9 protein-coding genes are annotated in these 17,568 nt (G+C 36.0%); 5 read left to right on the top strand and 4 right to left on the bottom strand.

The genetic code is table 11. From position 1 onward, the window contains the following. The first annotated feature begins 2 nt into the window (after positions 1-2). Both VBZ51_RS02720 and VBZ51_RS02715 read left to right on the top strand, forming a co-directional pair. A complete protein-coding gene (locus VBZ51_RS02720) occupies positions 3-713 on the top strand; it encodes an ion transporter (protein ID WP_416575986.1) in 711 nt (236 codons plus the stop codon). Between the two features lie 118 nt (positions 714-831). Continuing rightward, the gene (locus VBZ51_RS02715; protein ID WP_058103871.1) at positions 832-1,350 is read left to right on the top strand and encodes a DUF4136 domain-containing protein; all 519 of its coding nucleotides are present in this window, start codon (positions 832-834) and stop codon (positions 1,348-1,350) included. A gap of 96 nt (positions 1,351-1,446) precedes the next feature. Here the strand turns inward: VBZ51_RS02715 and VBZ51_RS02710 are convergent, their stop codons facing one another. Further along, positions 1,447-2,454, bottom strand: coding sequence for a transglutaminase domain-containing protein (locus VBZ51_RS02710; protein WP_416575985.1), 1,008 nt, complete (start codon positions 2,452-2,454; stop codon positions 1,447-1,449). Continuing rightward, a complete protein-coding gene (locus tag VBZ51_RS02705; RefSeq protein WP_416575984.1) occupies positions 2,451-3,185 on the bottom strand; it encodes a carboxypeptidase-like regulatory domain-containing protein in 735 nt (244 codons plus the stop codon). The genes VBZ51_RS02710 and VBZ51_RS02705 overlap by 4 nt, the downstream gene beginning before the upstream one ends. A gap of 269 nt (positions 3,186-3,454) precedes the next feature. Between VBZ51_RS02705 and VBZ51_RS02700 the strand changes: the two genes are divergently transcribed. After that, the gene (locus VBZ51_RS02700; RefSeq protein ID WP_071341322.1) at positions 3,455-5,503 is read left to right on the top strand and encodes a M13 family metallopeptidase; all 2,049 of its coding nucleotides are present in this window, start codon (positions 3,455-3,457) and stop codon (positions 5,501-5,503) included. A gap of 167 nt (positions 5,504-5,670) precedes the next feature. Here the strand turns inward: VBZ51_RS02700 and VBZ51_RS02695 are convergent, their stop codons facing one another. Both VBZ51_RS02695 and VBZ51_RS02690 read right to left on the bottom strand, forming a co-directional pair. Beyond that, positions 5,671-11,706: an alpha-2-macroglobulin family protein gene (locus tag VBZ51_RS02695; RefSeq protein ID WP_416575983.1), complete on the bottom strand. Its 6,036-nt coding sequence runs from the start codon at positions 11,704-11,706 to the stop codon at positions 5,671-5,673. 251 nt (positions 11,707-11,957) lie between these two features. Further along, complete coding sequence (locus tag VBZ51_RS02690; protein ID WP_416575982.1) at positions 11,958-13,100, bottom strand: histidine decarboxylase; 1,143 nt, start codon at positions 13,098-13,100, stop codon at positions 11,958-11,960. Positions 13,101-13,270: 170 nt separating this feature from the next. Here VBZ51_RS02690 and VBZ51_RS02685 point away from each other — a divergent pair, with 170 nt between their 5' ends. Continuing rightward, on the top strand, positions 13,271-13,723 hold the full coding sequence (locus tag VBZ51_RS02685) for an Lrp/AsnC family transcriptional regulator (RefSeq protein ID WP_416575981.1): 453 nt from the start codon (positions 13,271-13,273) through the stop codon (positions 13,721-13,723). A gap of 256 nt (positions 13,724-13,979) precedes the next feature. Next, positions 13,980-17,543, top strand: coding sequence for a metallophosphatase (locus tag VBZ51_RS02680; protein WP_416575980.1), 3,564 nt, complete (start codon positions 13,980-13,982; stop codon positions 17,541-17,543). The last annotated feature ends 25 nt before the right edge of the window (positions 17,544-17,568 follow it).

Genomic DNA, 17,568 nt, shown 5'->3' with positions numbered 1-17,568 from the left:
TGATGAAACAGTATCTCAAAAATATTGTTGAAATTAATGATAATAGAAAAAGTAGGGTGTTTGCCTATTTTATTCAGGCTTTGATTTTTATTTCCATTATCTCTTTTTCTTATGAAACCATTCCGGATTTAGATGTAACTACCCGGAAAGTGTTAAGAGCAATAGAAGTTTTTTGTGTAATAATCTTTTCAATAGAATATTTACTGAGAATTTATGTGGCCGATCATAAATTAAAGTTTGTATTCAATTTTTATGGCGTTATTGATTTTTTGGCCATACTCCCGTTTTATTTAGCGTTGGGTATTGATTTAAGATCGTTAAGAGCACTTAGGTTTTTAAGATTATTCCGTATTTTAAAGTTGATGCGATACAATAGAGCTATCAAACACTTTACAAAAGCTATAGCATTGGCAAAAGAAGAAATATTGCTTTTCCTAATAGTTACGTTGATTTTGATTTATTTTTCTGCTGTTGGTATTTACTATTTTGAAAATGAAGTGCAACCAGAAAATTTTTCCTCAATTTTTGACAGTCTTTGGTGGGCAATTATAACTCTTACAACCGTGGGATATGGAGATGTTTACCCTGTTACAGTTGGAGGTAAGGTATTTACATTTTTTATTCTTATGATCGGTCTAGGTATCGTAGCTATTCCAACAGGAATTATTTCTTCAGCCTTAACTAAATCTGTAGATAAAAAGGAAGACGAATAGCGGTTTTGGCATAGAGTACTAGAACGGTTATATTTTTAGAAAGCACATTTAATCGAATACATGTGTGAAATCACATAATAATCTTTTAATTTCTTTAATTTTAAGAAAATACCTTGTTATGAGAACAATTTTAATTGGTGCTTTATTGGTTGTTTTGACTTCTTGCGGTGTGGCAAGGGTTAATTATGATTATGATAGCCAAACCGATTTTTCTTCCTATTCTACTTATAACTATTTTGGTGATATGGAAACCGGCTTAAGCGAATTGGACGAAAAAAGACTCATGGATGCCCTAGATGCCACTCTCGGTGAAAAAGGTTACATGTTTGCGGAAGAGCCAGATGTTTTTATCAATATTAAAAGTAGTGTTTTTAGATCTCAATCTGGGAACAACGTTGGTGTAGGGCTTGGCGGCGGAGGCGGTAGAGTAGGTGGTGGTGTTTCCATAGGCATACCCGTAGGTGGACCTAAACTTACCCGCGAACTACAAATTGATTTTGTTGATGCGAACAAGGATATTCTTATTTGGCAGGCAATTAGTGAAAGTCCGTTTCGTGAGGGGGATTCGCCTCAAGAAAAATCAGAAAAATTACAAGCGGTAGTAGATAAGATATTTAGTAAGTATCCACCGGAGTAATTTTATTGGCGTCGCCAAAGGGTATAATACCCCTAGGCTTGCCTCAAATTTAAAAGTTTGTTTTCTTTGAATGCCTTATCGGCTTGCCTTAAGGTACTATTTTACTTTGATTACATAGGTTGCTACAAGATAGTCTTTGGTAGATATATGTACATCATAGCTTCCTTTTTTATCAAACGTATGTTGTAAAATGATTTCGCGTTCCTCTTTGGTAATGGTGGGTTCTATAACTTTTTGACCACCTCCTTTATTTAACAAAAGATGTATATTTTCATTGAAATCATCGGGGACTTTCAATTTGAACGATACACTGGTTCCCTTGGTAATTTGGTTATGCATGTTCTTTGGTGCAATTGAAATTATAGGCTCTATAAAAGCTTCTTTATACACAACTGGTGCATTTATAAATGATTTGAACGTTTCGGTATTTATAGTGTCTTGCTTAGCTGTATTTATGGGAAAATGGTTTTTAGAGAATAATTCTGGTTCCGCAAAAAAATATCCATCAAAGTAATCTGGGTTAAACATAGGTTCGCCATTAAGAATAATAGTTTCCCCTGCTGACCAAGTTGCATCGCACCAATACCATTTATTATTCACTTTTATCCTATTCCAAGAATGATTAGGGGAGCTATCTTCATCTAAAAGTAAGGTAGGGGTTCGTCCGTAGCCATCAATAATATCACATTCAAATCCTGACAGGTTCGTCATTTCCTTAACCAAATAAGCGTAACCTGTACAGGCAGTTTTTTTATGTTCCAATAAGGCTTTGAATATTTTTGGTGTAATACCAGTGTTCCAATCTAGAAAGGCTTGCCTGTCTTTAGCAAGCCTTTTTCTTTTGTGGCTTATTTTTAGGTATGACGAATAATCATTTTCAATATTGGTTCCTATCCACGTATAGATTGCCCTGATCTTTTCTACATCGGTTTGTAAAGAAGAGGTTAGATTGTGGGTAAGTACAGGAATGTTTTTTAGACTTGCACCTTTGTATTTCAACGCAATACTATCGGCTTTAGTAAAATCGATTTCCTGAAAATCCGATCGTTGGGCAATGCACGTTATAGTGCATAGCAACATGAATAGCAATTGGCTAATTCTCATTTTCTGAAGATATCTCCAATTTTCTGAAAAATATTTCTTTTGCTGGAATATGCACCGCCTATAACCACTTCGCCCATTAGTTCAACATCATAAGTGTCAAAAGATATGTTCAGATTAATATTAGCGTTTTCATTAGCCTTTACTTTGTAAGTTTTGGTTTCGTAACCAATAAAACTAAAGACCAATACATCATTCTCTACCAGCTGTTGCGGAAATTCAAAATTACCATCAAAATCTGTTTGTGTACCAATTGCTGTACCCTTTAGAACAACATTTACACCCGGTAACGGCTCATTGGCTTCATCTACTATGGTACCGGTCACTGTATGTTTTTCTTGTATTGTCTCAACGTATGAAATATCGCCCATTATATCTGTGGAAACCACTTCTGTTGGGGACTGAATACTCGCAGATTCTTGACCTTTAACTTCTGTTGCGCAAAGAGCTAATAATGAAAAACCCATCATAGCTATGCCTTTATGTATCATTGAACTGTTCATAACGTGTAAAGAATTGGTTTCATAGGTTTTCAGTTGAGAGGCTTTGAACATTCCACAAGTTTTCTTTTTTGTAGTACCTAGGTAACGTATAAGTTCTTTATCTGAAAACTTGGTGAAGTCTATAACTTCTTTTTCACAGCTTTGGCAAAAGCCTCCTTTTTCAGTTGTACTAAAATTACTAAATTTTTCTTTGCAGGGTTCTTTTACGGTAATTGTTAATGTGCTTTTCATAATGCGGTTGTTTTAATTATACTTCTAAAGTATGTTTAAGGGTGTTCTTATAAAACACCTAATGAGTAAAGTGGTGTTTTCAGTGAGTTAAGAAGATTTGCTCGTATTTTTTAATTCTTTTTTCTTCACTATAAATTGCTAGAAGTCAAATGTTAATGTTGTGAATTGGTAGTTATTTTTTCTATGTAAAAATAAAATCGTGTTATTTTTGTAACAAAACTCAAAACGTACGTCTTATACATCGACACGTTTAAAAACTAACTCACAAAATGAAAAAAGTTTATTTATTTGCTGCCGGTCTGGTAGCATTGGCTTCTTGTAAAGAAGAGGCTAAACCAACTGCCGAGGCAGAAAAAATTCCTGGTATTGTTCTTGCCAATATGGATACTACCCAAAACCCTAAATCAGATTTCTATAATTACGTTAACGGAAATTGGATGAAGTTTACTGAAATTCCTGATGATAGAACAAGTTGGGGAGGCTTCAGTGTACTTCGTAAATCTACAGATGACGATGTGTTGAAAATATTGGCTACAGCTAAAGAGAGTGGTAACTACGCTGCAGATACCGATCAAGCTAAGGCTTTGGCTATTTTTGATACAAAGTTGGATACCGCAGCCAGAAACAAGGCAGGTATTTCTCCTTTGGAACCAGCTTTTAAGGAAATTGAATCGATAAAAAATCTAAAAGATTTACAGACCGTTTTGGCTACCAATGCCGCGGTGTCTTCTCCTTTCCTTAATATTGGCGCTGGTGCAGATTTAAATAATAGTAGCATGAATGCCGTTTATTTAGGAGCTAATGGATTAGGGTTGCCGGATCGTGATTTCTATTTGGAGGAAGATGAAAAATCTATTGAAATTCGTGAAGAGTACAAAAAACACGTTTCTAAAATGTTGCAGAAATTGGGTGACTCTGAAGCAGATGCTAATAAAGCAGCGGATAAGATTTTGGCATTGGAGACACAATTGGCAGAACCTCGCTTAAATAAAGTAGAGCGTAGAGATGCTAGAAACTACAATAATCCAAGAACTGTTGCTGAAGTTGACGAGATGATGTCGACAATTGATATGAAAAAGATGATTTCCGATTTAGGAATCACCAAAAAATTCGATACCCTTTTGGTAACCCAGTTGAGGTATACCGAAGCTTTGGACAAGTTTTTGAAAACAACACCTATTGAAGATATTAAGACATTGATTAGATGGGATACGTTCAACAGCGCAGCCGGTAAACTGACTACTGAAATTGAAACCGCCAATTGGGAATTTTATAGCAAATACCTAAGAGGGGCTAAGGAACAACGCCCAGCAGATGAGCGTGCATTGGCAACCGTAAATGGTACTGTTGGTGAAGCTTTGGGTCAGTTGTACGTGGATGCTAAATTTCCGCCAGAAGCAAAAGCGAAGGCAGAGTTAATGATAGCCAACGTGATCGATGCTTTCAAAGAGCGTATTGCTGTTTTGGATTGGATGAGCGATTCTACAAAAACAAAGGCTATAGAAAAGTTAGATAAATTCACTGTTAAGATTGCTTACCCAGATAAATGGGAAGATTATTCTACAATGGAAGTTTCTGCCGATAAGTCTTATTTTGAGAATATGACCGCTGTTAATAAATGGGGAGAATTAAAGAACTACTCAGAAATTGGTGAGCCAGTGGATAAGACGGAATGGGGAATGTCTCCACAGACGGTAAATGCATATTTTAATCCGCTGAATAACGAGATTGTTTTTCCTGCAGCAATTTTACAGCCTCCTTTCTATAACTATACTGCAGATGAAGCCGTAAACTATGGTGGTATTGGCGCTGTTATAGGGCATGAGATTTCTCATGCATTTGATGATAGCGGCTCTCGTTTTGATGCCGATGGAAATCTTAAGAATTGGTGGACAGAAGCTGATTTGGCAGCTTTTACAGAAAGAGCCGATGCTTTGGCGGTGCAGTATGACAGTGTTATGGTTTTACCAGATGTATATGTAAACGGTAAGTTTACCTTAGGTGAGAACATTGGAGATTTAGGTGGTTTGTTAGGTGCTTATGATGGTTTACAGAAATACTACGCTGAAAATGGGCGTCCTGAAGATATTGATGGTTTTACGGCAGAGCAGCGTTTCTTTATGTCATGGGCTACGGTTTGGAGAACTAAGAGTAGAGATGAAGCGTTAAGAACGCAGATCAAAACGGATCCACACTCTCCTGGTCTGGTTAGAGCTACTCAACCATTGTTGAACATTCAGGCATTTTACGATGCTTTTGATATCAAAGAAGGTGATGACATGTACTTAGCTCCAGAGAAAAGAGTAAGTATTTGGTAATTTTTCAATAATTTATAAGATAAAAGGGCGCTACATAGTAGCGCCCTTTTTTGTTTAGATACATCATTGCGAGGAGTTTTTCGCGACGAAGCAATCTGTCTGTTAATGGTCACGAATAAGTTTTAGTCAGCCAACAAGCAGATTACTTCACTATGTTCGTAATGAGGTTAATCTTCAACAGATACCCGAACACCTTCACTATGACTGCTAAACTCTGGTGCATACATACTTTCTATGGTGGTTATGCCATTACTGAAGTTACCTGCATTGTTGACCCTTACATCATACTCAAATACATAAACCCCTTTAGGTAAATAGTCAAAAAAGAAGTTGGTGCTGGCATCTTTGGTGCTTTCGTAATAACCCAGCCCATCTTGCCATTTGTATCTAGATATTACGTTCACCGGTTCAAAACCTGCTGCCCTCATATCTTTCATGTGAATAAATTCCATGTCTCTGTCAGATTTTAGTTCAATACGTATACGTACCAAATCGCCCACCTTCAATGAGGTTTTATCGGTAATTTCAGAGAGTACTTCTCCAGAATTGGTATTCTTTTTAAGAAAGATTTTTTTCTTCAATTGCAACGGTGTTTTTGCGCTTGTTATTTGATCTAAATCTTCAAAGTACTGCCAGTACAATGCGCCCCAAGCAATACCATTTCCTTTTTTAGTTATTTGGACCTCGCCCATTTTTGGTGCAACTTCTTTACCGTTCCACGTGGTTTTAAAATACCCTGTGCCAGCTTCTACTTTGACATCTTCCAAAGTGGAAGGCTTTAGTTTTTCTCCGCCAATAATTACATCTACAGCATCGGTTACGGATAACCAATCGCTGCCTTGTAATAATAAAGCATAAACAGCTTCGGTAGTAGCTTTTGTAGTGCTCCATTGATTGGTTTGCTTATTTTTTAATAGCCAAATTTTAAGATTGTCTATGGTTTCAACATCTGTTGGTTTAATTTCTGAAAATGCTTCTATGAGTAATGATTGGGTCTCAATAGGAGCTTGGTACCAAAACCAAGAACTGGTGTTACTTTTCCAATACATACCCAACTCATCATTGGTTATACTGTTTTCTTCTAAAGCACGTATTATTTTATTAGCTGTATTGGTATCGTTCATACGATGTAAGGTCAATGCTAACATGCCTTGAGCGTATAACCCTCTAGAAGTCCAATATTGCTGTGCTTGTTTTGTATAGTAAGCTGTAATTTCCTGCACTTTTTTAGAAGTTTCTATTTCAGGGAAAAAACTACGCATATATAAATAATGTACTTGGTGGGCACTTAAATGGTCATCATCAATATTGGAGGTATATTTCTTCATTTGTTCGTATTCAGCTACGAATTCGTCATCAAGATATTCAATAGCTTTTTCAATCATTTCTGATTTGGAATTGAATAAAATTGACAAATCATTGGTGTCGTTAGCTTCTGAGTCTGTCAATTTGTTCAAATGCCCCATACCTGTGATGATATGCTGAGTAATATACCTGTTGTCCGGACCGCCTTGGAACCATGACCAAGCTCCGTTAGAATTCTGATTCTGTACGAGTTTATTCAATGCTGATTGTTGCTCATTTTTCATTTTGTTCAAATTGAACAATAACCCTATTCTTTTCTTTTGTTCGGTTTCAGATTGTGCATCTCTGAGCCATGGGGTTTCTAGAATTAAAAGCGATTTCAATTCTTGATTTTTCTCTAGGTTGCTCAATAATGCATCTGAATTTGCCCATTGATCGAATACTTCACGAATTCTAGGGTTGCTGTTGGCAATGTGGCTTGCCAATGTATTCGCATAATATCTAGAGAAGGTCTGCTCGTTGCAATCATACGGATACTCCATTAAATACGGTAGCGCTTGTACTGCGTACCAAGCAGGATTAGACGTCATTTCTAAAGTTAACTTATGATGATCTAAAGTTGCTGAAGACGTGTTTTTCAATTTGTCAAGGGTAAACGTTTTCGTTTGGTTACTACGAACCCACATAGGTAAAGTTTCGGTAACTAGGGTTCTGTTGGATAGTACCGGTAACATGTTTTGTTCACCATCTGAATAATCACCTGCTTTTGCAATGATTCTATATTGAACCGTTTGTAGCCCTTCAGGAATTTTTAGATTCCATGATACTTGAGTGTTACCAAGAGAATCTATAGAAAATGAATTTTGTTGCTGAGCGTTGGTTAACAACTGCGCTGTGATATCTGTACCTGTCAACGCATCGGTTAAATCTAATTGTACTATTCCTTTAAGGTTCTTATTGGTTAAGTTAGATATTTTACTGCTTATGGTAATGGTATCCCCTTCACGTAAAAAGCGTGGTGCATTTGGTGTTACCATTAGTTCCTTTTGAGTAACGGTGGTTAAATTGATAATGCTGCTCTCTAAAGCTTTAGTGTGTGCCAATAATTGAATATTCCAACGTGTTAGCGCTTCGGGAGTGGTAAACGTGAACGAAATATTACCATCTTTATCCGTTAATAATTTTGGGAAGAAAAATGCCGTTTCTTGAAGGTTTTTTCTAATGGATACCGCATCTAAATCCGTTTCTTTTGTTGGTTCCAATATCTCTGTTTCTACGCCGGCAACTGCTCCAGATAATTCCGATGCTACAGCTGAGCCCGTAACCACCATTTCATCTAAACCTGCGTCACTAGCCATTTGAGCCTTTCTAATTGGAGATTTTGAGTATGCCAATGCGGTAGACCGTGTTTCATAGAACATGCCGCCAGTGACAAAATTTAGCCCAAACCAGTCAAAGGAATCATATGACAAGTTAGGATAGCTTACACCTTCATAATTTAATTGGGTATAGAAACTACTTGTGGCAAAACTATGTTGTGCATTGGTTCTGCTTTCTGAATAATAGTTTGGTTTGCTTAATGGATTAAAATTCCAATAATGTGGTCTGAATTGATTTAAAGAAACATCGAACATGTTGGCTAAAAGTTCTGCACTTACCTTTTCGCCCTTAGGTCCTTTGATTTTAAATGACCATGTTTCTTCTGTACCAGGGGCTAACTTATCTCTAAAAGTAATGGTTTCTATTTGAAGATCTGTAGTAGGGTAGGGTACTGAAATGGTCTGCTTGTTCGTGGTAAAGTTATTGGCAAAAGCGTAGCTGTAATTTACGTTGAATCCGCCTAAATCATCCTTTGTTACGGGTATGGAAATGGTTTTGGAATCGTCGTTCAGCGCAAGGATTTTTACATCTGTAATTTTCTGGTCCTTTTCTATAACAACGGTTACGTTCAAATTCTTTGCACTTGAAAGAAAAGTGACCTTTGCGGTATCTCCTATTTCATATTGATGTTTATCAGTTTTGACCTGAAACAATTGGTTGTCTGCCAATACGTTTTCCTCACCAGAAAATGTAATAATGGCAACATCTTTTACTAGTTGTCCAAATTTATCTTTTGCACTTAGCTCTAGTCTGTATTTGCCTGATTTCCAATTTTTTGTTTTGTCAAAAGCTATTTCTTTTGATTCCGCCGTATTGAAATTAGATGACCAGATTACCTTTTCTTTTTCCCATTGACTAGGGTCGTTTTCATTTTTAAAGGCGTCATGTGGGTAGAGTTCTTTAAATTCCTTTTTGGTAAAACCGCTATAATCAGGTGCTGCCCAGGGTCTTGGTCTTAAAACATGATCAGGTGCTTGTAGTTTGTATAATGTTACTTCGCCCGTTGTAGCTGCAAATTCACCATTTAAATTGGTGCTGGCGATGTTGATCTTGTTATCTTTTTTTGTTTTGTCAAAGAATTCCGGTACTTGTAAAGTAACGTTTAAGGAATGGTATCCAACGGCAACATGGGTAGTCGTACTTCTTGTTTCACCATTAATATCAGTAACATCTGCAGTAACTTCAAAATTAAATGTTGGTAGATTAGAACTGTCAATACTATTGTCTGGAGCAGCAATAAATGGTATTTCATAGTTGCCATTTACATCTGTAATGGTTTCACCATGGGTTATTTCTTGAGGTGCGATATTAAAATAAGGTATTGACCAGTAATACCATCTAGGTAAGTTCACTACTCGCTTTACCCGATACACTACTTTTGCGTCAGAAATAACGCTGCCTGCATACGCTTTTGCTTCACCTTTTACTACTATGCTGTCATTTATTTTATAGGTTTCTGTAACAGGTTTAAAATTGGTTTCAAACTTAGGACGTTTGTATTCCTCTACAGAAATACTAGCGTAGCCCGATAGATCAAATTCATCTGAATAGGTGTGTAGGGAGTAGCCGCCCGTAAGACCGGAGCTTGGTAAAATGAATTCTCCTGAGACAGAACCATATTCATTGGTTGTTAGCTTTAATGTCTCTAACTTTTGTCCGTTTACATCATGCAGTTCTACTTCAATCTCTTTGTTAGGTAAAACCTGAGAAACTCCGTTTTCTTGTTGTATGGCAATACCTTTGAAATACACAGGCTGTCCTGGTCTATAAATGCTTCTATCGGTAAATAAAAAACAAGAATGCCTAGTGCTAGACTTGTTTTGGCTATAATACCTATTTAAATAGTAATTCTTAAAATAGGCAGTTTCATTATTTTTTTTGACAGTAAGATCAATCTGGCTCCAACTGTCTTTACCTTTTGCTACTATAATTTTACCGTATTTATCTGTATGGTAGGTTTTGGAGTTTATATTGTCTCTATAATTCTTTTTATACGCGAGCACAACCTCTGCGTTATAGATCGGTTTTCCGTTGCTACGATCAATAACTTGATAATGGTTGTGGGTGCCTGTCTGTGTTTCAACTATAGCTAAGTCGGTAATTTGTACGGTTGTAAAACTAAAGAAATTACCCAATTCATCCTTAGATGTTGCAGTAATTACGTAATTGCCGTTCGTTAGTGATGGTAAAGAAATTTCAATGCCGTGCATTTGAAAATCATGTTCCGTTTTTAAAGGAGCAGTCCATGAAGTATCTATAGGTAAAGCATTGATGAATTTTTGTTTGTTGGCAGTGTCATAAAGCTCATCTAATTTGTTTATTTGCTTTTGGGTGATGTTCCGAGCTGTAAGGTCTAATTCTTCTACATTTTTATAGTTGACTAGAATACGACCTACAGTATTCTTGGATAAATATTTTTCGGTAGTTAATTGAATGTTGGGTTTTTGGATTTCAGATTTTAAGGCAATGCATTTTTGTTCGGCAAGGGTGTTTGGGAACTTGGCAATTACACCATCTAACAAATCTACAGCTTGCTTTAGTTTCCATTGGTGATCAGTACTGGTAGATGGATTGTATGTTTGCCCTATTTCTTGGTAATGTTTTGCTATTTCATAGGAGTATAACCCTGAAAGCGGACTATGTTTAATATTCTCTGCAGAGTTTTGAAGTACCTCTAGAAACAAATTGTCCTTGTTGGTGAAAACGGCATTTTTATGAATGAACAACAGGCGCGCAATATCTACCATTACCAAGGGATTAATATCGGGGTTACCAAAGTGAAACGCTACTAGTTCCTGATAAATGCCTAAAGCTTTGGCTTGTAATGATGTATTTTTGAGGTCGCTGAACTTCAAAAAGCTAGAAGTATATGCCTCACACAAAATCTTAGGGTCATCTATTTCAAATGTATTAAGTGGCCTGTTAATGCTATTTTCATTTGAAGTATAAAAATTTAAGGCGGTATGTGCCAATACATCAAAAAGTGTAGGTCTATATATTCTGGTTTTTTCTTGAATATGTAGTATTTCGTCGAAATCTGAAATAGGTAAACTTTGAGTTTTTTCTGAATTCATTAACGAGGCCGAAAAATGTTCGTCTATTTCCTTAAAAAGGGTGTCAAGGTCCCATGTTCTAAAATCTATTGGGTCAACTTTGCTTTCGGTGGTTGTTCTATTGTAAAATTTGTATCGGTTGTATTGAAAATACTGCCAGTATAAGTTAGCCAAATGACTATGCAGAATTTGTTTGGTAGGGGCATCTGCTAGTTCAATTTCAGATTTAAACTCATTTACTATGTTCAGTTCAGCATTTTCCTCAAGTGTCATTACATAAGCAGACTTATGCAATAATGCCTTAATGGTTTGCGCATAATTGTTTTCTTCTTTTGCCTTTGAAAAAATCGTTTCTACAACTTGTAGTGCAGATTTGGTCCTGTTCTCCAACTCATGTTTGTCTACCTGTTGCCAAAGTTGATCGTACGAGTTATTTGCCTGGGCATTACCAAATTGTGAAAACATGAATACAGTTAAGATTAAATATAGTTTTTTCATCATAGTAAAATTACAATACAAAACTGTGCCAAGGTAATTTTAAATGCAATGAAAAATGAGTGAACTGTTGCTTTCGATTAGTTATGTTCGAAAATGTTATGAGGAAGTATTTCTGAAGATTAGCTTGTTGTATTATGGTATTACTGCAAACACCCTGCTCAAAAAAAATGAGACAGGGTGTTATTTATATAAGGTGAAAGTTTAAACTTTGTGAATTTTTAATGTAATTGAAACTCTTTATGAGTTGTCTCAGCTTTTGGTTGCATATTTTCAGCCACCAAATCTTTTATAAATTCATCAATTTGAGACTTGGTTACATTGGGCATGCAAATTACATGTGTAATATCATCTGTAGCCAATTGCCATTTCTTTTTGATGGTCTCGGACACCTTAGGCAGTACAACGGTAATGGCACCTTTATTGGTCCAGGCGTTAATTCCTATTTTTTGTAATTCTTCCTTGCAATATTCGGCGGTCTCTAAACTATGTCGGTACCGTGCTTCTAACCCTTTTACGCCCATTTTTTTAATGGCATACCATAAGAATAATGGACTATGGCCATTTCTAGAACCGGTTATGGTAGTGTCTAAAGAGCCAATGTATGAAATGCCCCTTGCAATACGATCTCTTAATGAACGCTTTGCAATGATTACTCCAGAAGGAAACGGGGAACCAATAAACTTGTGACCACTAATTGAAATGCTATCAGCACCGTCTTGAAAATCGAACGGAATGCGGGGTTCAATAAATGGACCGTAAGAACCGGCCAAGGCAGCATCGCAATGTATATAATGATTTTGAATAGCCAATTTCTTCAGTATTCTCTTTACTTCAGATACATCATCTTTGGCTTCTGTCATTGTGGTGCCAAAGGTGGTAAGGATAATGGCAGGTTTATCTCTGTTCAGCTGTAACGTATTCTCAAGATCTTCATAATCTAGTTCTCCATTTTCTTGAGCTCTAATGGTAATACTTGGTAAGTTAAGCAAGTGTATGTTTTTCTTTACGCTATAGTGGGTAGATTCTGAAAAATAAACCATGGCTTTTGGGTGAGATTCTCTAGCTAGGTACAGACCATATAAATTACTCTCGGATCCTCCATTGGTAACATACCCCCAGAAATCGGTTGGGTCTGCCCTAAAAAGTTGGGCAAAAAAGTCTACTACTTCTCGTTCCATTTCATGGGTTTGTACTTTGTATGTATTGTCCTCATAGGGGTCGCCAACATTGTTTATGGGGTGTTTTAAAAATTCATATAGCCTAGAATAATCAAAGTCCTTTGCAACCGGGTAACCAATAACTCTATCTTTTTCTTGAATTAACTTGGTCAACAGCTCATCTATCTTTTGTTCGTTATTCATTTATTTTTATTTTTTAAATATGGATTTTTATCATTGTAAAATTACAATTAATGGTATTGTGATTCTTTATATTATCAAATATTAGTATATATATCTTTTTATTTGATATTTTTAGATTTTTAATACTGTTTAAACTTGGATTATCTTGTTAGATAGAATAATAAACTACTATGGATGTTACAGATAGAAAAATTTTAATGCAACTGCAGCAAAATGCTAAGCAAAACACCAAAGAAATAGCCTCTAAAATAGGTTTAAGTGTTACGCCAACTTATGAAAGAATCAAAAAGCTGGAACAGCAAGAGATTATAAAATCATATGTAGCCTTAGTAGATAGAAACAAAATAGGAAAAGAACTTATAGCCTATTGCCAAGTAACCCTTTCCAAGCAGCAAAAGAAACTTGCAGATAACTTTAAAAAGGAAATATTGTTGCTGCCAGATATTATGGAGTGCCACCAAGTATCTGGTAATTTTGATTACTTATTAAAGATAGCGGTAAATGATATTTCTTCATTTCATAGCTTTATAAATGAAAAGCTCTCTATTATAGATGGTATTTCTACCATACATAGTTCTTTTGTTCTTGATTCTGTTAAAGATACTTCTACCTTTAATCTGTAAGAATGATATAAGACTATCATAACATACAGGCGTAGCAGATTTTTAAAGTCATTTAAAAGATGTTTTGGGTTAGCATGATATCAGTCAATATCTAACTTTGAATTCTGGTAAACTAAATCAAAAATTCTACAGTTTAGATGGTATTCGATGGTATTTCAAATCATCTTTTCCTTTTTTTTTGGATATTTTCTATTTGGTCTGAGATGAACATCATCAAAACCGAAACTTTGTAGAATGCTAACAAACCTTGGTATACATGCGTTCACTATTATTATTTTACTCCATTATATGTTGCTTTTCCTATTCGTTCTCGCAATGGACAGAACCTGAGAATTCTAATTCAAAAAAAGAGGTTTCGCATTCTTTTTATATCACCTCGAATGTTGGGAATGTACCTTTTAACGAAACTCAAAAAATTCTGGAACAAATCAATAACGCCTCGGTAAATGATAACGAAGCTACCTTGTTGTTAATTGGTAATGTATTGGATAAGGAAGGGTTTTCTTCTCATGATGATGAACAAAATGAAGTTAAAAATAATCTGAAACCATTGATGAGCTTATGGGATAATTTTAATGGAAACGTCATCCTGACCCCTGGAGAAAATGAATGGTTGAAAGATGCGCCGCAGAGTATAGATGACCTAGAATCTTTTTTACAAGATAATAGTAAGGCTAAATTTTGGCCCAATGATGGTTGCCCATTGGAAAAGGAAACAATAAATAATGATGTGGTGCTAGAAATGGTAGATTCTCAATGGTTTTTAGAAGATTGGGACGATCACCCATATATTAATGAAAAATGTGAGCATAAGACAAGAGATCAATTTTTGGCAGAATTTAAAGATGATTTAAAAGATAGTCAGGGTAAAACCGTAATTGTAGCGGTCTACCAACCGGTGATGAGCAATACCAAGGTTTCAGTTGTTGATAAAATGGGTGGTTTTACACCACAGTCATATCAAAATAGTCAAAACAGACAACTGCGTGGTAGAATGGAAACTATTGCTAGTCAGTTTGAAGATGTTATTTTCGTTTCCGGTAAAGACCGTAATCTACAGTACCTGGAAGATGATGGTATTCCACAGATCATCAGCGGTGCAATAGGTGAAATAGATAAGGCTAGAGCCCCAAAAGAAGAGCATTTTGAGAGTGAAAAGCAAGGATATGCAAAATTGACGGTCTTTAAAGATGGTAGTTCTCAAGTAGAGTTTTTTAAAGTAACGGACAATACTTCTCAATCAATCTTTACAAAAACCATTAAAAGGGAGCGACTTTCCGCAGATGAGATATCCTATCCGAAGAATGCATATGGTGCAACTACAAAAGCATCGATTTATACAAAAGAGGAAACCGATAAAACAGGGTTCTATAAATTTCTGTGGGGAGATCATTTTAGAAATCTTTACAGCAAAGAAATTTCAGCTCCGGTATTGGATATTGAAGAACTACCAGGTAATGTAAAACCTATTTCAGAGGGAGGCGGTACACAATCTAGATCATTACGATTGATCGATGATAATAAACATGAGTACACGCTAAGGGCTTTACGTAAAAGTGCTGTTCGTTTTCTGCAGACAACCGCCATAAATAATCATTATGTTGAAGACTACCTTAAAAACACTATTGCTGAGCGTTATTTACTAGATTTTTATACCACTGCCCACCCTTATGCGCAGTTTTCCATGAATGAACTTTCTGAGTCTTTGGGCGTGCTGCATGCAAATCCAAAAATCTATTATGTACCCAAACAAAAGGGTTTGGGTATTTATAATGAAGATTATGGCGATGCACTATTTATGTTAGAGGAGCATGTAGGTGATGAGAATAAAACCTTTGAAACCTTTGGGAAGCCCAATGATATTTTAAGTACTACGGATTTACGTATGGAACTAAGGGAGTCAAAAAACGCTTTTGTTGATGAGCCTAGTTTTATACGTGCGCGATTATTTGACATGCTGGTGGGTAACTGGGATCGCCATCAAGATCAATGGCGCTGGGCAGAATTTAAAACGGCCGATGGCAAAAAAAGATATGAGGCAATACCTCGCGATTGGGATCAAGCTTTTCCAAAGTATGACGGACCAATAATTTCTTTGTTAAAGTTTAGTTTTCCACTACTGCGAAAAATGGAAAGCTACGATGCTGATATCAAAAATGTGAAGTGGTTCAATTTTTCAGGATATCCCTTGGATAAAACTTTTATAAAAAAAGCAAATTGGGAAGATTGGAAATCCCAGGTAGATTTTATTCAGGAGAACCTGTCTGATGCGGACATAGAATCGGCATTTGAAACTTTGCCCGCAGAAGCTCAAGATGAAAGTATAGAAACGATTAAAAAGAATTTAAGGTTACGCCGAGACGGACTAGAATCTATTGCCAAATCATATTACGATTATTTAAGCAATTTTGAGGTAGTTCTTGGTACCGAAGATGATGATGAGTTCTTGATTACCCGTAAGCCAGGTGGCATTACCGAAATAGTTATAGCAAAAGATTCGGTGGTTTTTCAAAATTCATATAACAATACCCAAACGAATGAGATTTGGGTCTATGGTCTTGATGGTAATGATACGTTTACTGTAGAAGGTAATGGTAAAAAGCCTATAGATATTAAGATAATGGGAGGGAAGAAAAATGATACCTATAATTTTAAAAATACCAAAAAGGTAAAACTCTATGATTATAAAAGTAAGAACAACACTATAGTAAATTCAAAATCTAGAAAATGGCTTACAGATTCTTATGGCGTTAATAATTATGATTACCAAAAGAGAAAGTATCATGAAAATATTGTGTTTCCAAGTATAGGTTATGATGCCGATACCGGATTCAGATTCGGATTAAAAAATCGTTTTACAACATATGGGTTGGTCAATAATCCTTTTGAGGCGCAACATACCATAGGTGCCGAGTATTTTTTTGCTACAGATGGTTTTGCGATCGATTATAATGTTGAATTTGGTCATGTATTTTACAATTGGAATTTAGGTTTCGATCTTCGCTATGCCAGTCCCAATTTTACAATGAACTATTTTGGAGAAGGAAATAATTCTGCATTTGATGGTGACCTTGATAGAGATTTCAATAGGGTGCGCATGCGCCAGTGGAAGTTCTCTCCTTATTTAGTGCATAAACATAGGGGTAACAGTTTTTATGTGAGGACCGCATTAGAATCTTTTGATGTGTCAAATGATGATGATCGTTTTGTAGGGCAGGCTTTTACATCTGATAATGATGTATATGAAGATCAATTATATGTCACCGCTGAGTTAGGTTATAATTATAAAAACCAAAACGATCCGGCGTTTCCAAATAGGGCTATGGAGGCAGATGTTATTACTGGTTACAGATCTAGTATTAATGGTTTTGATAATCGTTTTGGTTATATAAAACCTACATTGAAATTAACATATCCGCTACATCCCAGTGGTATTGCTGTAATAGCAACTAAAATTGCGGGCGAAACGGTAATAGGTGAGAATTATGAATTTTATCACGGTGCTATTTTAGGAGGCAACCAGAGTTTAAGGGCTTATAGAAATGAGCGGTTTAATGGTAAAACGGCTTTTTATCAAAGTACGGATGTAAGGGTGGGTTTAACTAGATTTAAGACCAATTTTATTCCGCTTCAATTAGGTGTAAGTGCAGGCTTTGATTATGGACGAGTGTGGACGGAGAACGATACTTCTTCAAAATGGCATAATGACTACGGTGGCTCTGTGTGGGTTTCGGGCTTTAGTGCACTAACCGGTAACTTAGGTTTTTATCATGGGGAAGATGGTAACCGTGTCATATTCAGTGTAGGCTTTAATTTTTAATTATCGTTCTTAATGTGAATTTTAC

This window comes from Maribacter sp. HS, from assembly GCF_048059195.1.
GTDB lineage: Bacteria > Bacteroidota > Bacteroidia > Flavobacteriales > Flavobacteriaceae > Maribacter > Maribacter dokdonensis.
The sequence above is the reverse complement of the archived record's forward strand: the minus strand, read 5'-3'. Positions and strand labels throughout refer to the sequence as shown.